The sequence below is a fragment of the Streptomyces sp. NPDC059695 genome (genome assembly GCF_042733785.1).
In the GTDB taxonomy this organism is placed as follows: domain Bacteria; phylum Actinomycetota; class Actinomycetes; order Streptomycetales; family Streptomycetaceae; genus Streptomyces.
Genome location: NZ_JBHWFF010000018.1, coordinates 101,133 through 126,090, shown reverse-complemented (window position 1 = coordinate 126,090; position 24,958 = coordinate 101,133). Strand labels below are relative to the sequence as shown.

At 72.6% G+C, this 24,958-nt stretch carries 20 protein-coding genes; 13 read left to right on the top strand and 7 right to left on the bottom strand.

From position 1 onward, the window contains the following. Positions 1 to 69: 69 nt before the first annotated feature. Positions 70 to 576, bottom strand: a complete 507-nt coding sequence (locus ACFV2S_RS23025; protein ID WP_385562127.1) for a MarR family winged helix-turn-helix transcriptional regulator — start codon at positions 574 to 576, stop codon at positions 70 to 72. Between the two features lie 93 nt (positions 577 to 669). On the opposite strand from ACFV2S_RS23025, the gene ACFV2S_RS23020 reads away from it, so the two are divergent. After that, entirely contained in the window at positions 670 to 1,458 is a 789-nt protein-coding gene (locus tag ACFV2S_RS23020) for a dioxygenase (RefSeq protein ID WP_383784131.1), read from the top strand. 4 nt (positions 1,459 to 1,462) lie between these two features. Here ACFV2S_RS23020 and ACFV2S_RS23015 read toward each other — a convergent pair whose 3' ends face one another. Next, entirely contained in the window at positions 1,463 to 2,470 is a 1,008-nt protein-coding gene (locus tag ACFV2S_RS23015) for a questin oxidase family protein (RefSeq protein ID WP_385562123.1), read from the bottom strand. A gap of 382 nt (positions 2,471 to 2,852) precedes the next feature. Between ACFV2S_RS23015 and ACFV2S_RS23010 the strand changes: the two genes are divergently transcribed. Next, positions 2,853 to 3,854, top strand: a complete 1,002-nt coding sequence (locus ACFV2S_RS23010) for a sigma-70 family RNA polymerase sigma factor (RefSeq protein ID WP_385562119.1) — start codon at positions 2,853 to 2,855, stop codon at positions 3,852 to 3,854. Positions 3,855 to 4,270: 416 nt separating this feature from the next. Here ACFV2S_RS23010 and ACFV2S_RS23005 read toward each other — a convergent pair whose 3' ends face one another. Then, positions 4,271 to 5,230: a helix-turn-helix transcriptional regulator gene (locus ACFV2S_RS23005; protein WP_383784140.1), complete on the bottom strand. Its 960-nt coding sequence runs from the start codon at positions 5,228 to 5,230 to the stop codon at positions 4,271 to 4,273. Between the two features lie 62 nt (positions 5,231 to 5,292). Here ACFV2S_RS23005 and ACFV2S_RS23000 point away from each other — a divergent pair, with 62 nt between their 5' ends. Continuing rightward, positions 5,293 to 6,825: an MFS transporter gene (locus ACFV2S_RS23000; RefSeq protein WP_385562115.1), complete on the top strand. Its 1,533-nt coding sequence runs from the start codon at positions 5,293 to 5,295 to the stop codon at positions 6,823 to 6,825. A gap of 567 nt (positions 6,826 to 7,392) precedes the next feature. Here ACFV2S_RS23000 and ACFV2S_RS22995 read toward each other — a convergent pair. The 4 genes from ACFV2S_RS22995 to ACFV2S_RS22980 form a co-directional block, all read right to left on the bottom strand. Further along, a complete protein-coding gene (locus ACFV2S_RS22995; protein WP_383797511.1) occupies positions 7,393 to 8,235 on the bottom strand; it encodes a DUF6227 family protein in 843 nt (280 codons plus the stop codon). 72 nt (positions 8,236 to 8,307) lie between these two features. Continuing rightward, positions 8,308 to 9,384 carry a P1 family peptidase gene (locus ACFV2S_RS22990; protein WP_385562113.1) on the bottom strand — a complete coding sequence of 359 codons (1,077 nt, stop codon included), beginning with the start codon at positions 9,382 to 9,384 and terminating at the stop codon, positions 8,308 to 8,310. A gap of 190 nt (positions 9,385 to 9,574) precedes the next feature. Continuing rightward, positions 9,575 to 10,750, bottom strand: coding sequence for a low temperature requirement protein A (locus ACFV2S_RS22985; RefSeq protein WP_385562110.1), 1,176 nt, complete (start codon positions 10,748 to 10,750; stop codon positions 9,575 to 9,577). Then, complete coding sequence (locus tag ACFV2S_RS22980; RefSeq protein ID WP_385562107.1) at positions 10,747 to 11,472, bottom strand: sirohydrochlorin chelatase; 726 nt, start codon at positions 11,470 to 11,472, stop codon at positions 10,747 to 10,749. The genes ACFV2S_RS22985 and ACFV2S_RS22980 overlap by 4 nt, the downstream gene beginning before the upstream one ends. 361 nt (positions 11,473 to 11,833) lie before the next feature. On the opposite strand from ACFV2S_RS22980, the gene nirB reads away from it, so the two are divergent. The 10 genes from nirB (at position 11,834) to ACFV2S_RS22930 (ending at position 24,941) form a co-directional block, all read left to right on the top strand. Further along, positions 11,834 to 14,578 carry a nitrite reductase large subunit NirB gene (gene nirB / locus ACFV2S_RS22975; RefSeq protein WP_385562104.1) on the top strand — a complete coding sequence of 915 codons (2,745 nt, stop codon included), beginning with the start codon at positions 11,834 to 11,836 and terminating at the stop codon, positions 14,576 to 14,578. A 109-nt stretch (positions 14,579 to 14,687) separates the two neighbouring features. Further along, on the top strand, positions 14,688 to 16,109 hold the full coding sequence (locus ACFV2S_RS22970) for an MFS transporter (RefSeq protein WP_385562101.1): 1,422 nt from the start codon (positions 14,688 to 14,690) through the stop codon (positions 16,107 to 16,109). 175 nt (positions 16,110 to 16,284) lie between these two features. Continuing rightward, on the top strand, positions 16,285 to 18,555 hold the full coding sequence (gene pflB / locus ACFV2S_RS22965) for a formate C-acetyltransferase (protein WP_385562098.1): 2,271 nt from the start codon (positions 16,285 to 16,287) through the stop codon (positions 18,553 to 18,555). An 82-nt stretch (positions 18,556 to 18,637) separates the two neighbouring features. Further along, a complete protein-coding gene (pflA, locus tag ACFV2S_RS22960; RefSeq protein WP_385562095.1) occupies positions 18,638 to 19,507 on the top strand; it encodes a pyruvate formate-lyase-activating protein in 870 nt (289 codons plus the stop codon). A 66-nt stretch (positions 19,508 to 19,573) separates the two neighbouring features. After that, the gene (locus ACFV2S_RS22955) at positions 19,574 to 20,698 is read left to right on the top strand and encodes an MFS transporter (protein ID WP_385562092.1); all 1,125 of its coding nucleotides are present in this window, start codon (positions 19,574 to 19,576) and stop codon (positions 20,696 to 20,698) included. Then, a complete protein-coding gene (locus ACFV2S_RS22950; protein WP_385562089.1) occupies positions 20,695 to 23,016 on the top strand; it encodes a molybdopterin oxidoreductase family protein in 2,322 nt (773 codons plus the stop codon). Before ACFV2S_RS22955 ends, ACFV2S_RS22950 begins: the two co-directional genes overlap by 4 nt. A 7-nt stretch (positions 23,017 to 23,023) precedes the next feature. Beyond that, positions 23,024 to 23,623 (top strand): 4Fe-4S dicluster domain-containing protein, encoded by a 600-nt coding sequence (locus ACFV2S_RS22945; protein ID WP_351216634.1) that lies wholly within the window; start codon positions 23,024 to 23,026, stop codon positions 23,621 to 23,623. Beyond that, on the top strand, positions 23,620 to 24,276 hold the full coding sequence (locus tag ACFV2S_RS22940; protein WP_385562085.1) for a ubiquinol-cytochrome c reductase iron-sulfur subunit: 657 nt from the start codon (positions 23,620 to 23,622) through the stop codon (positions 24,274 to 24,276). The genes ACFV2S_RS22945 and ACFV2S_RS22940 overlap by 4 nt, the downstream gene beginning before the upstream one ends. Beyond that, positions 24,273 to 24,677: a hypothetical protein gene (locus ACFV2S_RS22935; protein ID WP_385562082.1), complete on the top strand. Its 405-nt coding sequence runs from the start codon at positions 24,273 to 24,275 to the stop codon at positions 24,675 to 24,677. Before ACFV2S_RS22940 ends, ACFV2S_RS22935 begins: the two co-directional genes overlap by 4 nt. A 42-nt stretch (positions 24,678 to 24,719) precedes the next feature. Further along, the gene (locus ACFV2S_RS22930) at positions 24,720 to 24,941 is read left to right on the top strand and encodes a hypothetical protein (RefSeq protein ID WP_382867541.1); all 222 of its coding nucleotides are present in this window, start codon (positions 24,720 to 24,722) and stop codon (positions 24,939 to 24,941) included. Positions 24,942 to 24,958 lie beyond the last annotated feature (17 nt).

Below are 24,958 nucleotides of genomic sequence, written 5' to 3'. Positions count from 1 at the left end.
GGTCCGTTCGTCACCTGCCCTGGTTCCGCTTCGGCGGAGCCGGGGCAGGTCCGCGTCCCTGGTTCCGCCTCAGCGGAGCCAGGGCAGGTCCGCGTCCGCGTCCGAGGGTTCGAGGCCCTCGGCCATCGCGCGCATGATCCCGCCGAGCTGCTCCACCTGCTCGGGGGAGAGGCGGTCGAACATGGCCTGTCGGACGGCCGCCACGTGCCCGGGGGCGTTCCGCCGGAGGACCTCCGCGCCCTCGTCCGTCAGCCGGGCGAACTGGCCGCGCTTGTCGGAGGGGCAGTCCTCGCGCCGTACCCAGCCGTTCTTCTCCAGGCGGGCGATCGCGTGGGAGAGCCGGGACCGGGTGATCTTGGCGCTGCGGGCCAGCTCGGTCATCCGCAGCCTGCGGCGCGGGGCCTGGGAGAGCTGGACGAGGAGCCCGTAGTAGATGTGCGGCATCCCGGCGTCGCGCTGCAACTGGCGGTCGAGGTGGTCCTCCAGGAGCGTGGTGGCATGCAGGTACGCGCGCCAGACGTGCTGCTCCTCGTCGGTCAGCCAGCGGGGTTCGGTCATGTCTCCCATGGTTCCCATCGTACGACTCGTTCTTGAAAGTTGAACTATGTGGCGTTACCGTGTGAAGAGTTAGCTTGAAGTTTCAAGGACAGGACGAGGAAGGCCGCCGCCATGGACACCACTCTCGACCGGATGCCGGCCCTCTACCTGTCCCACGGCGCCCCGCCGCTCGCCGACGACCCGGTCTGGCCCGGCGAGCTCGCCGCCTGGTCGGCCGGACTGCCGCGCCCCAAGGCGATCCTCATGGTCTCCGCCCACTGGGAGGAGGCCCCGCTCGCGCTCGGCGCCACCGAGACCGTCCCCCTCGTCTACGACTTCTGGGGCTTCCCCGAGCACTACTACCGCGTCCAGTACGGGGCCCCCGGCGCCCCGCAGCTCGCCGAGTCCGTCCGCAAGCTGCTCCGCGCGCCCGGCACGCCCGTGCAGGACATCCCCGACCGGGGCCTCGACCACGGCGCGTACGTGCCGCTCGTCGAGATGTTCCCCGGCGCCGACATCCCCGTCCTCCAGATCTCCATGCCCACCCTCGACCCGCGCCGGCTCATGGACATCGGGCGCAGGCTCGCCCCGCTGCGCGAGGAGGGCGTCCTCATCGTCGGCAGCGGCTTCTTCACCCACAACCTCGCCGCCCTCCGCCACACCGGCCCCGGCGTCCCCGGCTGGTCCGCCGAGTTCGACGCCTGGGGCGGCGAGGCGCTCGCCGCGCACGACGTCGACGCCCTCCTGGACTTCGAGAACAAGTCCCCGGCCGGCCGCCTCGCCCACCCCCGCACCGAGCACTTCGCCCCGCTCTTCGTCACCATGGGCGCGGCGGACGCGGCCGGCGACCTCGACGCGGAGCGGTCCGTGATCGACGGCTTCTGGATGGGACTCGCCAAGCGGTCCGTCCAGTTCGGCTGACCCGTCAGAGGGCCGGCGGGTTGAGGTCGATCGAGCGGACCGCGGCGGCCAGCGCGAGCGGGTCGCCCACGTCGAGCGCGGTGTCCGTGAACTTGATCGTGTGGTCGTCGCCGTGCGCCGCCGCCCGCTCGAAGACCTCTTCCGGGGTGAGGCCGGTCTCCGCGTACGGGGCGGCCTCCCGCGGCGTGTAGGCCGCCGTCACCGCGGCCGCGGCCGCCCAGGCCGCCGCCACGCTCGGCGCCCACAGCGCGCGGGGCAGCGCGGGCAGGGCCCGCAGGACCGCGTTCGGCGCGGTCGCCGCGTGCACCAGCATGACCGGCTCGCCGTGACCGCGGGACGCGTACCGGTGCGTCGCCGCCGCCACCAGCTCGGTCAGCAGCTCCTTCGCCGTACCGGGATCCGTCGCCCCGCCCCACACCGGGAACGCCGTCAGCTGCGCGAGCCGGGCCCGGATCCCGCCGTCCTGCTCCCGAACCGGCGGTACGGCGTCCAGCGCGGCCGCGGCGGTCGGCGCGGCCGCCAGCGGGGCGAGCGGCGGCAGGAGCTGGTGGCGGGCCGCCCAGTAGCCGAGGGCGTGCGCCAGCTCGGCGCGGCGCGGCGCCGTCTCCTCCGTCGTGAGCAGGGTCCGTACGGCGTGACCGGTGCGGATCACCGGATGCGTCGCCCCGCCCGCGATGCCGGGCAGCAGCCGGGGCCACCACTCCGCGAGCACGTCCCGCCAGGGCCGGTCGGCCAGCTCGCGGGAGAAGTGGCGGGTCCAGTCGGTGATCCGGACCGGGTCGCCGAGCGCCTCCCGCCAGGTGCCCGCCGTGACCGGGAGGTGCGCGGGCGGCAGCTCCTCCAGCTTCGGCGCGTAGTGGTCGAGCCAGCGGTGCACGGCCGGGGCCCGGCCGTGCCGGACCAGGGCCTCCACGGCCATGGGGGCGTGGTTGGTGAGCCAGCCGTTGCGCTCGGGTCCCGTGGTGTGGAGCCGTTCGAGAGCCTCGTCGAGGATGCCGGTGGTGTCGGTCATGGGGTGACGCTAGGCGCGGGGAGCGGCGGGGCGGAACGGCCTCGGGACCTAGGCCGGAGGGCGGAGGCGAGGCCGTCCGCGGGAGAGGCAACCGGGAATCGTGTGACGGCGTCTGAAGGGATGGCGCCGCATGTGATCGCGGTCTCACCGACAGCGTGGTCGGATGCTCCCGCGAGGGCGCCGTTTCACCCCCGTGCCCGGTCTGACCTGCACCTCCGTGGGTGTCCGCGGCGTGCCCGCGGGGGCGGCGGCCGCGCAGGATACTGCATGATCGCGAAAATCCATGTGCCGGGTGGGAATTCTGTCCTGATTCCAGTCGTTGTTTCCGTCGGATGCAGGGCACCCGGAAGGGTGTCGCGACCTACTCAGCAAGGGAGCACGCATGGCAACCCGTGCCGTCGCCCGTCGTCAGACCTCCGCCCAGAGCGGAGCCGCACGGGCAAGCAGCGTTCGCGCCGTGGGCGGGGAGATCGCCGACCGCGACCTGGTCGGCATGTACCTCGACGAGATCGCGCGCACGCCCCTGCTCGACGCCGCCAAGGAGGTCGAGCTCTCCCAGACGATCGAGGCGGGCGTGTACGCCCAGCAGATACTCGATCGCGAGGTGGAGAGCGACGGGGGCGGGGCGAGCCGTGAGGAGCTCGAAGCGCTGGTCGCCGAGGGCGAGCGTGCCAAGGACCTCTTCATCAAGTCCAACCTGCGGCTCGTGGTGGCCGTCGCCCGGCGCTACCCGCGCAGCGGGCTGCCGCTGCTCGACCTGATCCAGGAGGGGAACGCGGGCCTGGTGCGCGCGGTCGAGAAGTTCGACTACGCGAAGGGCTTCAAGTTCTCCACGTACGCCACGTGGTGGATCCGCCAGGCCATCACCCGGTCGATCGCCGACCAGTCCCGGACCATCCGGCTCCCCGTCCACCTCGTGGAGGAGCTCGGCCGGATCCGGCGGGTGCAGCGTGAGTTCAACCGGGAGAACGGCCGGGAGCCCGAGCCCGCCGAGATCGCGGCCGAGCTCGGCTCGACGCCGGAGCGCGTCACGGACGTCCTGGACTGGGCGCGCGACCCCGTCTCGCTGAACATGTCGGTGGACGACGAGGGCGAGACCCAGTTCGGCGACCTCCTGGAGGACACGTCGGCGATCTCGCCCGAGCAGTCGGTGCTGACCCTGCTGCGCAGCGAGGAGCTCGACGACCTGATCGACAAGCTCGACCACCGCACGGCCTCCATCATCCGCATGCGGTACGGCATCGAGGACGGCCGCGAGCGGACGCTGACGGAGGTGGGCAAGGAGCACGGGCTGACGCGCGAGCGGATCCGCCAGATCGAGAAGCACGCGCTGCTGGAACTGAAGAAGATGGCGCACGACACGGGCTTCGACGCGGTGGCCTAGAGCGGCCGGCGAACCGGGGTCGCGGCGCCCTCGTGAAGGGGGCTGCGCCCCCGCGGGCCCGCACCCGCCGCCGGTGCCGGGGTCCCGCTGGGCGCGCTGGCCCCCGCAGGGCCGCGTCCCCGCGGGCCGCGTCCGCGGGGGCCCGTCGCCCGCTGCCCGTGTGGGCAATCGTCCCGCTGGGGCGGGACGGGTGGGCACCGTGGCCGCCGCGCCGAGCGGCGCCTCCGCACCCCGCGCCCTGACCCGCGCCCCGCTCGGTGCGCATCCGGTGCGGGTTCAGGCGCGGAAGCCTGGGCCCGGCACGGGGCGCCGTCCGTTGTGCCCACCCTCCCCCAGGCTCTCGGCTTCGCTCGAGCAGGGAGGACCCCCATCGCCCCGGCGGAACGCATGCCCACAACGGGGCGGCCGGCTGCGGTTCAGGGGGTCGTGGCGTTGGTCAGGCGGGTCGACAGGTCCCGCATGTACGTGATCAGGGCATCCGGGCCGTGGACCGTGAAGTCGACGTCCATCAGGGCCAGCCGGAGGGCCAGCCATTCCACCGAGTCGGCGACGCGCGTCCGCAGGCGGCAGTGGGCCGGGCCGGTCGCGACCGGCACCAGGTGGGACGGGAGGCGGGCCACGACGAACTCGGCCGGCGCCGCGAACGACACGTCGAGGTCGACCTCGCCCTGGGCGCGCGCCATCGACCGGGCCATGTAGGTGGCCGCGTCGCCCGAGGGCAGCTCGCGCGGCGTGAACCGGGCGCCCGTCGGGAAGGGCTCGCTCACCCGGTCCACCCGGAAGGTCCGCCAGTCCTCCCGCCCCAGGTCGTACGCGACGAGGTACCAGCGCCGCCCCGTCGACACCAGCCGGTACGGCTCCACCAGCCGCTTCGACTCCGTGCCGTCCCCGGCCCGGTAGCCGAACCGCAGCCGCTCGTGCCCGGTCACCGTGCCCGCGAGCGCGGTCAGCGTCGCCGGGGTGACGGTGGCGCCGTCGCCCCGGGTCAGCGGGATCGTGGCGTTCTGCAGGGTGGAGACCCGGTGCCGGAGCCGCGCGGGCAGCACCTGCTCCAGCTTGGCCAGGGCCCGTACGGACGCCTCCTCGACGCCCTCGATGGCGTGCCCCGCCCCGGCGCGCAGGCCGACGGCGATCGCGACGGCCTCCTCGTCGTCGAGGAGCAGCGGCGGCATCGCCGTACCGGCGACGAGGCGGTAGCCGCCGACGGCGCCCATGGTCGCCTCGACGGGATAGCCGAGGTCACGGAGCCGGTCGATGTCCCGGCGGATGGTGCGCGGGGAGACCGAGAGCCGTTCGGCGAGTTCGCTTCCGGGCCACTCGCGCGGGGTCTGGAGGAGCGAGAGCAGATGAAGGAGTCGTGCCGGGGTGTCCGTCATGTCTCCCAGGATGCGGCCCATCTAGGACATGACCTGACCTACATGACTCTTATCTTCTTCGTATGAGTTCACACGACGCCGCCACCGAAGCTGCAGCGGCCAGCGACAAGAGGCGATGGATCGCCCTCGCCATCGTCATGACCGCCGCCTTCATGGACCTGGTCGACGCCACGATCGTCAACATCGCGATCCCCAGCATCGAGAAGGACCTCGGCGCCTCGTTCGGGGCCATCCAGTGGATCACCGCCGGGTACGCGCTCGCGTTCGCCGCCGGTCTGATCACGGGCGGGCGGCTCGGGGACATCTACGGCCGCAAGCGGCTCTTCCTCCTCGGCACCGCCGGCTTCACCGTCGCCTCGGCGCTCTGCGGCTTCGCGGCCAACCAGGAGATGCTGGTCGGCTCCCGCCTGCTCCAGGGCGCGGCGGCCGCGATGATGGTCCCGCAGGTCCTGTCGATCATCCACGTCACCTTCCCGGCGCACGAGCGCGGCAAGGTCTTCGGCATGTTCGGCGCGATCATCGGCCTCGGCGCGGTCTCGGGCCCGCTGCTCGGCGCGCTGCTCACCCAGTGGAACATCGCGGGCCTGGAGTGGCGCCCGATCTTCCTGATCAACCTCCCGGTCGGCGTCGCCGCGCTCGTCCTGGGCCGGAAGTTCATCACCGAGTCGAAGGCGCCGAAGGCGCTCAAGCTCGACCTGGTCGGCGTGCTCCTGGTGACGGCGGCGCTGCTCATGCTGGTCTACCCGCTGACGCGCGGCCGCGAGCTGGACTGGCCGCTGTGGGGTCACCTGATGATGGCCGGCAGCCTGCTCGTCTTCGGCGCGCTCGTGGCGTACGAGAAGTACAAGACGAAGAAGGACGGCTCGCCGCTCGTCGAGCTGTCGCTGTTCAAGGTGAAGAGCTTCGCGGCCGGTATCGCCGTGCAGCTGACCTTCGGTGTCGTCCTCGGCATCTTCTTCCTGGTCTGGACGCTCTACATGCAGATCGGTCTCGGCTGGACCCCGCTGCACGCGGGTCTGACCGGGGTCCCGTTCTCGATCGCGGTCTCGGTGGCGGCCGGCATGTCCGTGCAGAAGCTGGTGCCGCGCTTCGGCCGGAAGGTCCTCCAGGCGGGCGCGCTGACGATGATCGCGGGCATCCTCCTCTACCTCTTCGTCGCCGGGCGGTACGGGACCGGGATCCACTCCTGGCAGATGATCCCGTCGCTGGTGGTCATGGGCCTGGGCATGGGCCTGATCGTGGCGCCGCTGACGGACGCGGTCCTCTCGGAGGTGCCGAAGGAGCACGCCGGTTCGGCCTCGGGCCTGATCAACACGACCGGGCAGATGGGCAACGCGCTCGGACTCGGCCTGGTGTCGGTGGTCTTCTTCGGGACCATCGACGACGAGAAGCTCGCCAAGGCGCCGTCCGAGGTGGGCGCGGCGTTCACGGACGCCTTCCAGAACTCGCTGGGCTGGGCGGCGGGCGTGCTCGCCCTGATCTTCCTGGTGATGTTCGCGCTGCCGGCGAAGCCGAAGCAGCACCTGGAGGGCGGCGACGACGCCGACTCCGGCGAGGCCGTGACGGTCGAGAAGGAGCCGGTGCTCGCGCACTGACCCTCCGGCTTCACGGAAGGGCCCTGGTCTCGCGACCCGGGCCCTTCGTCGTCGGTCAGGGGCGCTTCAGGTCCGGCATGAGGTTTGCGGGCCGTGCCGGGGGGCAGGGCGGGCTGGAACTTGCCGGAGCGCAGCGCGACCGGCGTGGGGGTCGTCTGCTGGACCCAGGCCTCGTCCCAGACGAACGTGCTTCCGCCGACGTCGCCGTGTGTCTGCCACACCTGTCCGCCCACGGTGAGCACCTTGACGTAGGCGTTGTTGCCGTTGGACTCGTAGCCCACGGCGCAGACTCCGGCCGGATAGTTGGGATGGGCGGCGTCCGTGCCGACCGCGGTCGCGTTGGTGAGGTCCTGCCACGCGATCGTCCCGCCGAGCGACGGCGCGCGACCCACGAACACCTTGCCGTTGGTGAGGACGGCCTGGGCGTCCTCGGTGCCGTTCGGCGCGTAGATGTCGATGTCGGAGCAGGGGCCCCGCGCCAACCGGGCGTTCGCCGTCGAGCGACTGGTCGGGGCCGCGGCCGCCGCCCCCGTCCCCTGAGGGCGGCGGCCGGTCGGGGCCCCCGCGTCAGCGGACCCGGGAGCGGGACTCCATCGCCCCGCGGGCCGCGTGCTCGTCCTCGTACACCTCGCACATGTGTCGGCCGTCCGGCGTCGCCGTGTGCTCGACCTCCCAGAGGCTGACCTCGCTGCCGTCGAGCAGCAGGAACTGGTGCTCGTAGAGCGTGAAGCCGGCGTCCCGGCCGCCCTCCACCGGGCAGTGGCGGCCGAAGGCCTGCGTGATGTGGTGCGCGAAGGCCAGCCGGAGACGGCGGGCCGTCCGCTCGCCCGGCCGGTCCGCGTTCTCCGCGCGGCGCAGGACGCGGCGCGCGTGGTCGGCGGAGTTGTCCGGGACGTACATCCGGGGCTGGGCGGGTATCGGGCGGGCGAGCAGGGCGCTCAGCAGCTCCAGGTCGTCGTCCTCGTCGAGGGCGCGGCCGTCGGCGCGCTCCGCCGTCCACCCCGGCAGCGGGCCGGTCGGGAGGCGGGACGCGGCGAGCCGCGCCTCCGACTCCTCCGTGTACAGCTCGTGGTGCTCGGTGCCGTCCCGGCCGGCGTTGTGCGCGAGCTCCCAGAGGCTGAGGGCGCTGCCGTCGGGGAGCAGATAGGTGTGGCGGTGGGTCGTGCGGTGCAGCGACGCGCTGTGGTGCGAGGAGTGCAGCGCGCTGGAGTGGGCGAGCGCCGTGCCGAGGCGCTCGACGGTCGAGTCGGGCAGATCGAAGGAGTTGAGGGCCCGGCCGAGGAGCCGCGCAAGGTGCGTCTCGGTCGTCTCGTACGGATCGTGAGGATCCTGCGGATCGTTCAAGAGGGTCTCCAGGCCGTCGCCGCATGTCACTCGGTGCTTGCTTAACGTAGTCCCTGGGTCTGACATCTGGTCCGGGGTTCCGGAAAACGAAGGGCCCCCTTGGGAAGTTCCCGCCCTGTTCATTCAACTCCCTTGGGCTTACCGGGAGTACGCGCCCGGAACCGGTCCGTACAGCTCGCGGTACGAGGGGAAGTCGCCCCCCGGGCCGCGCAGGCCGCCGGGGGCCGCGAGGACCGCGCGGACGATCGCCCGGGTGACCAGGTCCGCGCCCGCCGCCAGGATCTCGTTCAGGGCGAGGGGCCCCGGCCCCTCCGGCAGCGCGCGGGCCCCGGTCGCCAGCGCGAAGACCGTGTCCCCGTCGTTCATCAGGTGCACCGGGCGCACCGCGCGCGCGATGCCGTCGTGCGCGGTGCCGGCGACCTTCTGCGCCTGGGCCCGGGTCAGCGCCGCGTCCGTCGCGACGACCGCGAGCGTGGTGTTCATCGGGGGCGGGGCGGCCGCGCTCCGCGCCTCGGCGAGCCGCCGCAGCGCCGCCTCGTGGACCGCGGTGTCGGGGAAGGCCGGCCGGCCCGCCTCGAAGTAGCCGCCGTACGGGACGCCCGTCGTCGGGTCGACGGCCGAGCCCACCGCGTTCACCACCACGAGCGCGCCGACCGTGATGCCCGACTCCAGGACGGCGCTCGCCGTCCCCACGCCGCCCCGCAGACCGCCGACGACGGCCCCCGTGCCCGCGCCGACCGCGCCCGTCGGCACGCGCGCGCGGTCACCGCTCGCGGCGGCCGCCTCGGCCGCCGCGCGGCCCGTCGCCGCGTCCGGGCGGGCCGTGAAGTCGCCGCCCCGGCCCAGGTCGAACACACAGGCGGCGGGCACCACCGGCACCACGTGCGAGGGGTCGGGGCCGACCCGCACGCCCCGGTTCCGCTCCGCCAGCCAGGCCATCACCCCGGCGGCCGCGTCCAGGCCGTACGCGCTGCCGCCGGTCAGGACGACGGCGTCGATCCGCTGGACCACGTTCCTCGGGTCGAGGGCGTCCGTCTCCCGCGTGCCCGGTCCCCCGCCCCGTACGTCCACGGCGGCGACGGCCCCGCCGTCCGGCGCCAGCACGACCGTGGTCCCGCTCAGTGCCCCGGGCCCGGCCACGCGCGCGTGCCCCACGCGCAGCCCGCCCACGTCGGTGATCGCGTCCAGGCCTTCGGTCTGCTCGGGCGGTGTCATGTCCCCTGCCTACCACGGCGCTTGGCCCACACCGGTGCGGGCACGCGCGGGGCGGGCACCGCCCGACGTGGGCGCGGGGCCGCGCAGGGCGTGGGCGACGGCCCGCCAGGGGCCGGGCGCGGCCCCCGCGGCCGCAAGGAGCTGTTCCCGCGCTCACCCCGCCAAGACCGAGCGGCTCCCGGACCGCCGCTCAGGCGGCCGTCGCGCGCGTGCCCGGGTTCCGGGCGGTCAGGATCACCCCGACGGCGACCGTGGCCGCCGCGACGAGACCGGCCGCGAGCACCGCCCAGTGGCCTGCGAACGAGCACATCAGGATCGCGAACGACGCCACCGGCAGTACCAGTTGCTGCGCGATGCCCACCTTGAAGTAGCGCGCGTGCAGCAGCCACACCGACAGCAGGAACACCGCCGAGGGGATCGTCACCGCGGCGGAGGCGGCGAGCGTGGAGATGTGCGCCGCGCCCACCGCCTGCTCGACGGCGATCTCCAGGCCCGCTCCGACGGCGGCGGCCGACGCGAAGATCACGTAGTGCCCGTAGCCCCACAGGAAGCCCTGGCGGCTGGAGGTCAGCCGGTCGTGGGCGGGCACCACGAAGTAGATCCACCAGGCGGCGAACACCAGCAGCAGCCCGCCCGCGGCGATCGGGAGCACCTCGCCGAGCGCGTCGTTCTCGGCGATGCCCGTCTTCACGGCGACGGTCGCCGCCGCGACCGTCTCGCCGAGCACGATGATCGTGAACAGGCCGTACCGCTCGGCGATGTGGTGCGCGTGCCACGCGCTGGGCGCGTCCTTCTCCGCGTACACCGGCACGGCCATCTCGGCGAGCGCCATGACCAGGAACACCCACGGGCGGGCCGGCTCGGGCGCCAGGAGCAGCGCGAGCCAGCCGATCTGGACGGTGAGCACCCCGCCCGCGTACCGGCGGCACATCGTCCGCTCGGTCGGATCGGTCGCGTGGTGCGCGGCGCGCAGCCACTGCGAGGCGAGGGCGACCCGCATGACGAGGTAGCCGAGGTAGACGACGAGGAAGTCGTGGTCCTCGAAGGCGCGCGAGACGCCTGCGGCGAGGATCAGCACCCCGGCGATCTGGACGAGCGTGACGACGCGGTAGAGGACGTCGTCGTTGTCGTACGCGGAGGCGAACCAGGAGAAGTTCATCCACGCCCACCAGATCGCGAAGAAGATCATCGCGTAGTTGGCGATGCCCTCGCCGGCGTGGCCCTCCGCGACCGCGTGCACCAGCTCGGCGCCGACCTGGGCCACGGCCACGACGAAGCACAGGTCGAAGAAGAGCTCCAGGGGCGTGGCGACCCGGTGGGACTCCTCGCGGGAGCGGGCGGTGAGGGGCAGGAACGGTTGTGTCATGCACCCCAGCACAGCAGAGCGGACGGCGGGCATACGCGCCTGCCACGCCCGGTGTCTTCTCCGTCCGCGCACCGGGTGGCGACGACCGCCGCCAGGAGCGGGTGGTCGGCGAGCGGTTCCGTCACCGCCCAGGTGCCGGGCACCGTGGCGAGGGCGCGGGTGAAGCGGCCCGGTGCCAGCAGGTGGGCGGCGAGCGCGATCCTGCGGAAGCCGTCCGCGCGCAGCCGTGCGACCGCCTCGGCCGGGGTCGGGGAGCTCGCCGAGCAGTACGCGGCGGTCACGGGCACCGCCAGGTGCCGGGCCAGCTGTTCGACGGCCCCGAGGGTGCCGTCCTCGCCGCCCGCCCGGGACGACCCGGCCCCCGCGACCACCACGGCGTCCGCCGGGCCGCCGGCCGCCCGCTCGGCGGCGCGCAGCCGGTCGCGCAGGGCGAGGGCCACGGCCGGCTCGCCGCTCAGCCCCCGGGTGACCGCACAGCCGAAGCGGGCGGCGACGGCCGGGATGTCGACGGAGCGGTGGTAGCCGTCGCCGAGGAGCAGCGGGACGACGAGCGCGCCGGGGCGGTCGCGGAGGACGTCCGTGAGGGAGGGGGCGCGGTGGTCGAGGTGGGCGAGGGTGACGGGGGCGGAGGTGAGGTGCCGGACGTGTTGGACGAGCCGGTCGACGACGACACCGGCTTCCGCCACGACGCTGCCGTGCGCGGCGAGCACGATCTCCCGCATGAACCTGCCTCCTTCGGTGAACCCGTTGCGAACATGCGTTCCGCTGGGGCGGTGCCCACCGGGGCCTAGGATTCCGTGCCTGGACCCGCACCGGATGCACCCCGCCCCGTGTGGTGCGGGTCGGGGCGCGGAACGCGGAGGCGCCGCTGAAGGGCGCTGCCCACACGGGGCACGGGGCACCGCCCCGGGCCGCCGTCCCACCCCCGGACGCTACGGCCCCCGCCCCCGCCCGGTCCCCGGCACAAGGCCCCGTTGCGAGGGGCGGAAGTCCTGTCGCGTCGGGTCCTTCACCGGGCGGTCCGTCCGTCCCCTCGCCCTACCGTCGGAGGGAAGAGACCCCAGAACCCCACGGAGGACCGCCATGGCCGCCCAGCGGACACCGACCCTCGTCCTCATCGGCCACGGCATGGTCGGGCAACGGCTCCTGGAGGCCCTGGCCGAGCGGGGCGGGCTCGCCGGGCCCGGCGGCGGGCCGGGCTGGAGCGTGACCGTCCTCGCGGAGGAGGACGTCCCCGCGTACGACCGGGTCCATCTGTCCTCCGTCTTCACCGGCACCGCGCCGAACCAGCTGGCGCTCTCCACGCCCGAGTTCCTCGCCTCGCACGGGATCGACCTGCGCCTCGGGGATCCCGCCGAGCACATCGACACCGCCGCCCGCACCGTCACCACCACGTCCGGAGCGGTCCTCGCGTACGACGCGCTGGTCCTGGCCACCGGCTCGTACCCGTTCGTGCCGCCGGTCCCCGGCGCCGACGCGCCCGGCTGCTTCACGTACCGCACGCTCTACGACGTCGACGCGCTCACCGCGTACGCCGAACACGCGAGCACCGGGATCGTCGTCGGCGGCGGGCTCCTCGGCCTGGAGGCCGCCGGGGCGCTCCGCACCCTCGGACTCGCCACGCACGTCGTCGAGTTCGCGCCCCGGCTGATGCCGCTCCAGGTCGACGACGGCGGCGCGGCGGCCCTGCGGGCCACCATCGAGTCGATGGGCGTGGCCGTCCGCACGGGCGTCGGCGCCGTCGAGGTGGACACGGACGACGCCGGGAAGGTCCGCGGCCTCCGGCTGTCCGACGGCGAGCGGATCCCCGCCGACCTCGTCGTCTTCTCCGCCGGCGTCCGGCCGCGCGACCGCCTCGCCCGGGAGGCGGGCCTCGCCGTGGGGGACCGCGGGGGAGTGGCGGTCGACGCGCACTGCCGTACGACCGACCCGTACGTGTACGCCGTCGGCGAGTGCGCGCAGACGGCCGACGGGCAGGTCTACGGACTGGTCGCGCCCGGCTACCAGATGGCCGAGACGGTCGCCGACCGGCTCGCGGGGGACGGCACGACGGTGTTCACCGGCGCCGACACCTCCACGAAGCTGAAGCTGCTCGGGGCGGACGTCGCCTCGTTCGGCGACCCGTTCGCCGCGGGCCCGCAGGCCACCGAGATCGTGTTCTCGGACGGACGCGAGGGCGTCTACAAGAAGCTGCTCCTCGGCCCCGAGGGGCAGCTCCTCGGCGGGATCCTGGTCGGCGACGCCGGGGCGTACGGCGCCCTCAAGCCGCACGCGGGCCGCCGGCTCCCCGCCCCGCCCGAGGCGTTCCTCCTGCCCGCGACGGACAGCGTGCCCGGCGCCGGCGCGCTGCCCGACGACGCCGTCGTCTGCTCCTGCCACAACGTCACCAAGGGCGCGGTGGCGGGGGCGATCGCCGAGCACGGCCTGACCGACCTCGGCGGGATCAAGCGCTGCACCCGGGCCGGCACCGGCTGCGGCGGCTGCGCGAACACCCTCCAGGCCGTCCTCGACGCCGCCGGGGTGCGCGGGGCGCGCGGCCTGTGCGCGCACTTCCCGGACCTGACCCGGCCCGAGGTGTACGAGCTGATCCGCACCGAGCGCATCCGCTCCTTCGGTGAACTGGCGGAGCGGTACGGCTCCGGCGACACGGGCGGCTGCACCGTCTGCAAGCCCGTCGTCGCGAACGTCCTCGGCACCCTCGCGCCCGAACTCGGCCTCCGGCACGTCCTCGACGGCGAGCAGGCCGCCCTCCAGGACTCCAACGACCTGTTCCTCGCCAACCTCCAGAAGGACGGCACCTACTCGGTCGTCCCGCGCGTCCCCGGTGGGGAGATCACCGCCGGGCAGCTCATCGCGATCGGCGAGGTGGCCCGCGACCACGGCCTCTACTGCAAGATCACCGGCGGTCAGCGGATCGACCTCTTCGGGGCCGGGAAGGAGGAACTTCCCGCGATCTGGCGCCGGCTGATCGACGCCGGGTTCGAGTCGGGGCAGGCCTACGGGAAGTCCCTGAGGACCGTCAAGTCCTGCATCGGCTCACGGTTCTGCCGCTTCGGGCAGGGCGACTCCGTCCGGCTCGCGATCGACCTGGAGCTCCGCTACCGGGGCCTGCGCGCCCCGCACAAGATCAAGGGCGGGGTGTCGGGCTGTCTGCGCGAGTGCGCCGAGGCCCGGGGCAAGGACATCGGCGTCATCGCCACCGCCGGCGGCTGGAACCTGTACGTCTGCGGCAACGGCGGCACCGCCCCCCGCCACGCCGAGCTGCTCGCCTCCGACCTGTCGGCCGCCGGGCTGTTCGCGCTGATCGACCGCTTCCTCATGTACTACGCGCGGACCGGGGAGCGCCTGGAGCGCACCTCGGCCTGGCTGGAGCGGCTCGGCGGCGGGACGGCGCACCTCAGGGAGGTCCTGATCGAGGACTCCCTCGGGATCTGCGCCGAGCTGGAGGCGCAGATGGAGCGGCACGTCGCCGCCTACCGGGACGAGTGGCGGGCCGTACTGGACGACCCTGCCGCCCTCGCCCGCTTCGCGCCGCACGCCGCCGGGGTGGAGTTCCTGGAGCCGGGGCGCGGCCGGGCGGCCGTCCTCGCGGACGGCACGGAGGCGGCGCTGTTCCGGGACGGGGACGGCGCGGTGTACGCGGTGGGCAACCGGGACCCGTTCTCGGGAGCCGACGTCATCGCGGACGGGATCATGGGCAGCCGGGACGGGGTGCCGGTGGTGGCGTCGCCGATGCACAAGCAGGAGTTCGACCTGAGGACCGGCGTCTGCCTCGACGACCCCGAGGTGACGCTGCCCGTGCTCCCGGTCCCTCCGGCCTCCCGCTGACAGGACCTAGGCCCGCCCGTCGGGCGACCATCGGCACTCACGTCCCCCGGGTGCGCGGGCGCAGCCTGGAAGGGCAAGGAGAAACCTCCCGAACCGTCAGGGAAGCGCCATGAGTTCCGTAGTCCAGGACAGCAGAACGGCCGGCCGGTCACCCGCCTCGTACGACACGGAGCAGTACCGTCCCGGCAAGCCGATCACCGACTGGGAGCCGGAGAACGAGCTCTTCTGGAAGTCCATCGGCAGCAGGGTCGCCGCCCGCAACCTGTGGATCGCGGTGCCGGCGCTGCTCGTGGCGTTCGTGGTGTGGCAGGTGTGGTCGGTCACCGCGACCAACCTGCAGGACGTCGGCTTCGGCTTCTCGACGTCCCAGCTGTTCTGGCTGACGGCCATCCCGGGTCTGACCGGCGGCACGGCCCGGATCTTCTACACGTTCCTCGGCCCGATGATCGGCCAGCGCCGCTTCACCGCGCTGTCGACGGCCGTCCTCGTGGTCCCGCTGATCTGGCTCGGCGTCGCCATCCAGGACCCGACGACCCCGTACGGCGTGATGGTCGCGATCGCCGCGCTCTGCGGCATCGGCGGCGCGAACTTCGCCTCCTCCCTGGCGAACATCGGCTTCTTCTTCCCGAAGGCGAAGAAGGGCAGCGCGACCGGCATCAACGGCGGCCTCGGCAATCTGGGCGTCTCCGTCGTCCAGCTGCTGACCCCGATCGTCATCACCTGGTCGACGATCGCGATCGGCTCCGCGCAGCACAAGGCGGACGGCACCCCCGTCTTCCTGCAGAACGCCGCGTTCCTCTGGGTGCCGGTGCTGCTCGTCCTCGCCGCGATCGCCTGGTTCGGCCAGAACGACCTGAAGGTGGCGTCGACCCCGTTCAGGCAGCAGAAGGTCATCTTCAGGCGCAAGCACAACTGGCTGATGACCTGGCTGTACGTCGGCACCTTCGGCTCCTTCATCGGCTTCGCCGCCGCCCTGCCGATGCTGATCAAGACCACCTTCCCGGACTACTCGGTCGCCACGTACGCCTGGATGGGTCCCGCGGTCGGCGCCCTGGCCCGCTGGGGCGGCGGCTGGATCGCGGACCGGTGGGGCGGGGCCCGGGTCACCATCCTGTCCTTCGTGGGCATGGCCGCCGCCATCGTCGGCGTGATCGCCTTCCTGCCGTCGGGCAGCGACGGCGGCTCCTTCCAGGGCTTCTTCCTCTGCTTCCTCGCCGCGTTCTTCTTCTCCGGGATCGGCAACGGCTCCACGTTCCGCCAGATCCCCGTCATCTTCCGCGGCACCCACCTGAAGGGCCTCGACGAAGGCACCCCGGAATACGCCAGGGCCCTGAAGCAGGCGGAGATGGAGTCCGGCGCGGTCACCGGATTCACCTCGGCCGTCGCCGCCTACGGCTTCTTCTTCATCCCGGCCCTCTTCGGCTCCGTGGCCGTGACCAGCGCGATGTGGGGATTCGTTGCCTTCTACGTCAGCTGCATGGTCGTGACCTGGTGGTTCTACGCCCGGAAGGGCGCCGAGGCGCCCAGCTAGACCGCCCCCGACCCCCGAGGGAAGACCCCGCTCCGGCGGGGTCTTTCCGCATCTCCGGAACAGGACCTAGGACCTTCACGCGGTGACCAATGCCGCCCGGAACGATCGATCGGAAGGAGTGGAATGGAGAGAGGCAACGACGCGATCGAACGAATCGAAGAAGGCGGTGCGGGCAGTGACTGCGACCCCTGCTGAGGCGACGGTGAACGAGCGGGCCTGGAAGGGCTTCAAGGGCGGACTCTGGCGCGACGCCGTCGACGTCCGCGACTTCATCCAGCAGAACTACACGCCGTACGAAGGCGACGACTCCTTCCTCGCCGGGCCCACCGAGCGGACCACCGCCGTGTGGAAGGCCATCACGGACCGCTTCCCCGAGGAGCGCGCCAAGGGCGTGTACGACGTCTCCCACGACGTCCCCTCCACCATCACCGCCCACGCCCCCGGCTGGATCGACCGCGACAGGGAGCTGATCGTCGGCCTCCAGACCGACGCCCCGCTGAAGCGCGCGATCATGCCGAACGGCGGCTGGCGCATGGTCGCCGGCGCCCTGGAGACCTACGGCTACCCCGTCTCCGCCGAGCTGGAGAAGGTCTTCACCGAGTACCGCAAGACCCACAACGCCGGTGTCTTCGACGCGTACACCCCCGAGATCCGCGCCGCCCGCAAGGCCGGCATCGTCACCGGACTCCCCGACGCCTACGGCCGCGGCCGCATCATCGGCGACTACCGCCGCGTCGCCCTCTACGGCGTCGACCGGCTCGTCGAGGTCAAGAAGGAGGAGAAGGCGGAACTCGACTCCCTCCCCGCGGGCCACCGCACCCTGGAGGAGACGATCCGGCTCCGCGAGGAACTGTCCGAGCAGATCCGCGCCCTCGGCGAGCTGAAGGCGATGGCCGCCTCCTACGGCCACGACGTCTCCGGACCCGCCCGCACCGGCCACGAGGCCGTCCAGTGGCTGTACTTCGCCTACCTCGCCGCCGTGAAGGAGCAGAACGGCGCCGCGATGTCCCTCGGCCGCACCTCCACCTTCCTGGACGTCTACCTCCAGCGCGACATCGAGGCCGGCCTCCTCACCGAGGAGCGGGCGCAGGAACTCGTCGACGACTTCATCATCAAGCTCCGCATCGTCCGCTTCCTGCGGACCCCCGAGTACGACGAACTGTTCTCCGGCGACCCCACCTGGGTCACCGAGTCCCTCGCCGGCATCGGCGAGGACGGCCGACCGCTGGTCACGAAGACCTCCTTCCGCTACCTCCAGACCCTCTACAACCTCGGCCCGGCCCCCGAGCCGAACATGACCGTCCTCTGGTCGCCGCGGCTCCCCCGGGGCTTCAAGGAGTTCTGCGCGAAGGTCTCCATCGACACCTCCTCCGTGCAGTACGAGTCGGACGAGCTGATGCGCCCCCGGTTCGGCGACGACACCGCCATCGCCTGCTGCGTCTCCGCGATGCCCGTCGGCAAGCAGATGCAGTTCTTCGGCGCCCGCGTGAACCTCGCCAAGACCCTCCTCTACGCGATCAACGGCGGCCGCGACGAGAAGTCCGGCGCCCAGGTCGGCCCCGCCACCGGGGCCCTCACCTCCGAGGTCCTCGACCACGACGAGGTCATGGACCGGTTCGACCAGCAGATGGAGTGGCTCGCGAGCGTCTACGTCCACGCCCTGAACGTCATCCACTACATGCACGACAAGTACGCGTACGAGCGCATCGAGATGGCGCTCCACGACCGCGACGTCCGCCGCACCATGGCCTGCGGCATCGCCGGCCTCTCCGTCGCCGCCGACTCCCTCGCCGCCGTCAAGTACGCCAAGGTCACCCCGGTCCGGGACGAGACCGGTCTCGCCACCGACTACGTCATCGAGGGCGACTACCCGGCGTACGGCAACAACGACGAGCGCGCCGACGAGATCGCGGTGTGGCTGGTCGAGGAGTTCATGCGGAAGGTCCGCAAGCACCCCACCTACCGGAACGCCGAACACACCCAGTCCGTCCTGACCATCACCTCCAACGTCGTCTACGGCAAGAAGACCGGCAACACCCCCGACGGGCGCCGCGCCGGCGAGCCCTTCTCGCCGGGCGCCAACCCGATGAACGGCCGCGACACCCACGGCTACGTCGCCTCGGCCCTGTCGGTCGCGAAGCTCCCGTACGAGGACGCCGAGGACGGCATCTCGCTGACCAGCACCGTCACCCCCGACGGTCTCGGCCGCACCCCCGAGGAACGGATCGGGAACCTCGCGGGCGTCCTCGACGGCTACATGGCCGGCGACGGCTTCCACATGAACGTCAACGTCCTCAACCGTGACGTCCTCGAGGACGCCATGGAGCACCCGGAGCGCCACCCGCAGCTGACCATCCGGGTCTCCGGCTACGCGGTGAACTTCGTCCGGCTCACCCGCGAGCAGCAGCTGGACGTCCTGAACCGCACCTTCCACGGGTCGCTGTAAGCACCCCCCTCCTCGCGCCCGGGGCCGGTGATCCTCACCCCGGCCCCGGGTCGCACGCCCCTCGCCCGAAGGAGTCCCTGCCATGACCAGCGCGACTGCCCCGGCCGCCACCTCCCCGGCCCGTCAGGCCACCTCCCAGGCCCCCACCCCGGTCACCTCCCCGGCGCGCACCCCAGAAGCCTCTCCGGCCCGCACCCCGGCCGCCGTGGCCACCCAGCGGCCCTCCGAGGGCTCGGTCCACTCCTGGGACCTGTCCACCGGCGTCGACGGGCCCGGCACCCGCTTCGTCACGTTCCTCTCCGGCTGCCCCCTCACCTGCCTCTACTGCCACAACCCCGACACCTGGAAGATGCGCAACGGCACCCGCACCTCCGCCGACTCCGTGATCGCCGAGGCGTCCAAGTACGCCCGCTTCATCTCGGTGTCCGGCGGAGGCGCCACCGTCTCCGGAGGCGAACCCCTCCTCCAGCCCGTCTTCACCGGCGAGCTCCTGCACCGGATGAAGCACGAGCTCGGCCTCCACACCGCGCTCGACACCTCGGGCTTCCTCGGCGCCCGCGCCACCGACGCGCTGCTGCGCGACACCGACCTGGTGCTTCTCGACATCAAGTCCTGGGACCCGGACACGTACAAGAAGGTCACCGGACGGCCGCTGCGACCGACCCTGGACTTCGCCCGGCGCCTCGCCGACCTCGGCCAGGAGGTCCACGTCCGCTTCGTGCTCGTCCCGGGACTCACCGACGACCCCGCGAACGTGGAGGGCGTCGCGGCCTTCGCCGCCGGCCTGGGCAACGTGTCCCGCGTGGACATCCTGCCCTTCCACAAGCTCGGCGAAGCGAAGTGGCAGGCACTCGCCAAGCCCTTCACCCTGCACGACACACCGTCCCCGGCCCCCGAGCAGGTCGCCGCGGCCCGCGAGGTGTTCCTGGCCCACGGGCTGCGTGCCGTCTGAGCGACACATCACCCCGATAGCGGCCATAACGGGACCGAACAGGTCATACGGCTTTACCGTGACCGCGTGACCGAGCCACCGCAGACCGCCGAGCCGACACCCCCGCCGAGCGAGCCCGCCGCGATGCCGCCGCGGACCGCCGGGACGGCACGCCGGACCCCCGCCGCCGTCCGCCGCCGCGCCTCCCTCGCCGGGGCCGCCGTCTCCGTCCTGCTGATCCTCGCGATCGTCCTCGGCAGCCGCCTGCTGCGCGACTTCGACTCGGCCCTCCTCCCGTACGCCGTCGCCACCGTCTTCCTCGCCTTCGGCGTCGCCTACCGCTACACCGTCTGGATCTCCGCCCCCGGCGCCCGCCGCCTCTTCCGGCAGGGCTGGCGCTCCTTCTTCTCCGCCGCGAACTTCCGCAAGGCGCCCACCGCCCTGCCGAAGATGATCGCCACCTACCTCGGCCTCCAGAAGTTCCTAGGCGCCCGCTCCCACGCCCGCTGGGCCGCCCACCAGCTCCTCTTCTGGGGCTGCCTGCTCGCCGCCGCGATCACCTTCCCCCTCACCTGGGGCTGGTTCACCTTCACCTCCGACAGCGGCTCGGGACCCGGCTACGAGATGCGGATCTGGGGCTTCAAGATCCTCGGCTTCGACGCCCTCAGCGTCGTCGGCTGGCTCATGTTCCACGGCCTCGACATCGCCGCCGTCCTGGTCATCGCCGGGGCCTCCTACTTCCTCTGGCGCCGCATGAAGGACCGCGGCGCCATCACCGGCCAGCGCTTCGCCTACGACCTCGTCCCGCTCCTCGCCCTCATCGTCATCTCCGTGACGGGGCTGCTGCTGACGTTCTCGTCGATCTTCCTGCACGGCGGCGGCTACGAATTCCTCGCCATCCTCCACATGGTGTCCGTCGTCTTCACCCTCATCTACATCCCTTTCGGGAAGTTCTTCCACATCGTCCAGCGCCCCGCCGCCGTCGGCATGCAGCTCTTCAAGTACACCGCCCGCCGCGACGGCGACGACGAGATCCTCACCTGCCGCCGCTGCCACGAGCCCATCGACACCGCCCCCTACGTCGAGAACCTCCAGGGCACCATGCGCGACCTCGACCTCGGATTCGACACCTGGGCCGAGTACTGCCCCCGCTGCAAACGCGTCCTGCGCGGCAACGCCTACCTCGACCACGTCAAGAAGGGCTTCAAGTGACCGCGACCGACCCCGCGACCCCCGGCCGGCCGCTGCCGCTCGACCCCTCCCTCGCGCCACCCGGCACCCGGAACTTCCGCGACGCCGGCGGCATCCCCGCTGACCGCTGGCGCGCCGACCAGAACGACGAGACCCTCGTCCCCACCCACTGCTGCTTCTGCGGCGTCCAGTGCGGCATGTACCTCCGCGTCGACCGCCACGGCAAGGTCTTCGGCGTCGAGCCCCGCAACCACGACATCAACCGCATGCGGCTCTGCCCCAAGGGCATCAACGCCTACCAGCAGGTCAACCACCCCGACCGGCTCACCGCGCCCCTCATGCGCCGGGGCCGCGACGAGGAGTTCCGCGAGGTCAGCTGGGACGAGGCCCTCGACCACACCGTCGCCGAGATCCGCCGCATCCAGGCCGAGCACGGAAACGACGCCTTCGGCCTCCTCGGCGGCGCCAGCCTCTTCTCCGAGAAGACCTACCTCGTCGGCAAGTTCGCCCGCGTCGCCCTCAAGAGCCGCCACGTCGACTACAACGGCCGCCTCTGCATGGTCTCCGCCGCCGGAGCCAACAAACTCGCCTTCGGCATCGACCGGGCCGGCAACCCCTTCTCCGACATCCTCCTCACCGACTGCCTCCTCATCGCCGGGTCCAACGTCGGCGAATGCTTCCCCGTCATGACCCAGTACCTCTGGGGAGCCCGCGACCGCGGCGCCGCCCTCATCGTCGTCGACCCCCGCGAGACCGCGATCGCCCGCACCGCCGACGTCCACGTCGCCCTCAAACCCGGCACCGACTCGGCCTTCTTCAACGCCGTGCTCCACGTCGTCGTCGCCGAGGGCCTCACCGACGAGGCCTACCTCGCCGCCCACGCCACCGGCTGGGAGGACGTCAAGCGGACCGTCGCCGACTACCCGCCGGCCCGCTCGGCCGAGATCTGCGGAGTCCCCGAGGAGCAGATCGTCCAGGTCGCCCGCATGTTCGCCGGCGCCGGCAAGGCCATGGCCTGGCACGCCCGCGGCGTCGAGCACCACTCCCAGGGCGTCGAGAACTGCCTCTCGATCATCAACCTCTGCGTCGCCACCGGGCACATCGGAAAGCCCGGCGCCGGCTACGGCACCATCACCGGCCAGGGCAACGGCCAGGGCGGCCGCGAACACGGCCAGAAATCCGACCTCCTCCCCGGCGGCCGCTCCATCACCAACCCCGAACACCGCCGTCAGATCTGCGAGATCTGGGGCATCGACGAAGCCGAACTCCCGCTCGCCGGAACCTCCATGATGGAGATGGTCTGGCAGATGCAGCGCAAGGAGATCCGCGGACTCGTCGGCATCTGCAACAACCCCTTCGTCTCCCTCCCGAACTACGCCACCGTCAAGGACGGCTACGACACCCTCGAATTCCACGCCCAGTTCGACTTCTTCCTCTCCGAGACCGCCGCCAACGCCCACGTCGTCTTCCCCGTCACCGTCTGGGCCGAGGACGAAGGCGTCATGGCCAACGCCGAAGCCAGGGTCGTCAAGCACAACAAGGCCCAGGAACCCCCCGCCGGCGTCCGCACCGACACCTGGGTCATCTGCGAACTCGCCAAACGCCTCGGCGTCGGGGACAAGTTCGCCTTCCCCGACTCCCGCTCCGTCTTCGAGGAGCTCCGCACCGCCTCCGCCGGAACCGTCAACGACTACTACGGCATCACCTACGAACGCCTCGACGAGACCGGCGGCATCGCCTGGCCCTGCCCCAGCACCGACCACCCCGGCACCCCCCGCCTCTTCGAGGACGGCCGCACCTACCACCCCGACGGCAGGATCCACCTGCAGGTCGTCGAATGGCACCCGCCCATGGACCCGTACAGCGAGGAGTACCCCCTCTCCCTCACCACCGGCCGCACCGTCGCCCACTTCCTCTCCGGCAACCAGACCCGCCGCCTCGGCGCCCTCGTCGAACAGACCCCCCGCCCCTGGGTCGAGGTCCATCCCTCCCACGGCTTCCGCAACGGCGACCCCGTCCGCGTCGTCACCCGCCGCGGCAGCGAGGTCTTCCCCGCCCTCGTCACCGAGGCCATCCGCCCCGACACCGTCTTCGTGCCCTACCACTGGCCCGTCCCCACCGCGGCGAACGCCCTCACCATCGACGCCCTCGACCCACGCTCCAAGATCCCCGAGTACAAGGTGTGCGCCGCGCGCATCGAGCCCGCCGAACGCGTCGACGACGTCCCCGCACCCCCCACCGCCCCCGGACACCACGCCTACCCGGAGACCCAGGTCTCCCGCACCGACCCGCTGCCCCCCACCTCCCCCCAGGGCCGCGGCACCGCGGAGAGGAGCTGACCCGCACATGATGGGCCGCACGATCTTCATCGACCCGGGCCGCTGCATCGGCTGCCAGGCCTGCGTCTCCGCCTGCCGCGAATGCGACTCGCACCGGGGCAAGTCGATGATCCACCTCGACTACCCCGACGAGGGCCACTCCGTCGCCTCCCTCCCCACCGTCTGCATGCACTGCGAGGACCCCGTCGCCCCCTGCGCCGAGGTCTGCCCCGCCGACGCCATCCTCGTCACCGCCGACGGCGTCGTGCAGCAGGCCGACACCACCCGCTGCATCGGCTGCGCCAACTGCGTCAACGCCTGCCCCTTCGGCGTACCCAAGATCGACCTCCAGGCGAAGCTCCAGATGAAGTGCAACCTCTGCTACGACCGCACCGCCTACGGCCTCGCCCCCATGTGCGCCACCGTCTGCCCCACCGGCGCCCTCTTCTACGGGACGCTCGACGAGCTCCGCGCCGAACGCCCCGGCGTCCAGGTCGCCGACTCCTTCACCTTCGGCAGCACCACCGTCTCCACCGGAGTCGCGATGGTCGTCCCCGCGGACAAGGTCCAGTGGCCGGTGCCCGGCGGCCTCCCCGTCGTCGAGATCAACGGAAGGGACGTCCGTTGAGCGTCACCGACCCCCAGCCGCCCGCCCCGGACGCCCACGCCGACGCGGCACAGGAAGCGCTCCGCGACCGGATCGCCGCCGACTCGCTCACCACCCGCCGGGACTACCTGCGGATCGTCGCCACCGTCTCCGGCGGCCTCGCCGTCGGCGGCGTCGGCGTCGCCTCCGGCATCCTGCACCGGCACGGCGACCCCGACGGCACCCCGGGGATCAAGAAGATCGCCGACCGGATCGAACCGGGGGAGTCGCTCGCCTTCCGCTACCCCGGAGACGAGGACCGGGCGATCGCCGTCCGCATGGACGACGGCTCCCTCGCCGGCTACTCCGCCGTCTGCACCCACCTCGCCTGCGCCGTGCTCTGGCGGAAGGAGCGGGGGAGCGAGGGCGAGCTGTACTGCCCCTGCCACGAGGGGATCTTCGACGCCCGCACGGGAGAGGTCACCGCAGGCCCTCCGCCCCGCGGCCTGCCGAAGGTGATCCTCGTCGAGCAGGTCGACGGCAGCGTCTGGGCCGTCGGCACCGCCCGCTCCGGCGAGAGCCTCCAGGAGGGTTACTGCCGGCAGCGCGGCCAGGGCAGCCCCCTCTGCGACCGCCTGGAGGGCGGCGCGGCCCCGGCCGTGCCCGCCGGGCCCGAGAGGAGCGAGCGGACATGAGCGAGAACGCGTTCCCCCGGGATCCCGAAGCCCCCCGGCCGGCGGAGCCCCCGCGCCCGCCCGCCTACACCCCCGGCAGCGCTCAGCCCCGGCTGAACCGGCCCGTGCACGAGCGCTACCCGCAGATCCGGCCCACCAGTGGGTACGGCGATCCCCGGATCCGGCGCACCGGGCCGGGCCCCGGGGCCGGTACGGAGCAGGAGCCGGAACGTTCGTCGAAGCTCTCGGCACGCCTCGCGCTGGCGCTCACGGTCGTCATCGGCCAGCTCTGGGGGCTGACGATCGTGGTGGACGAGTGGATGACGGGTGACACGGGCACCGCCTGGTGGGGCGCGGGCTTCCTCGTCCTGTCGTTCCTGGTGGTGCTGGGGCTGTGGCTGATCGACCCGAAGGACCGCTGATCAGCGGGGTACGGGGCGGGTGAGCGGGCGTACTCTGAAGAGATGAGCACCGCCCCCGCCCACGGACCGCGAGACGCGAAGCGGCCCGGCACATCCTCCAGCCCCGAGAACAGTCCGAAGCCGGCACTCGTCTTCGACGATCCGCTGGACCAGCAATCCGCGGACGACACGGACCGCGGGTGGGGCGAGCGGCCTCCGGCCGGCGGCGACAGCGCCGCCGACCTCGCGCGCTTCCTGGACGAGAAGCCGCCGCACCACCTCTGAGACCGGCGTGCCCCGCC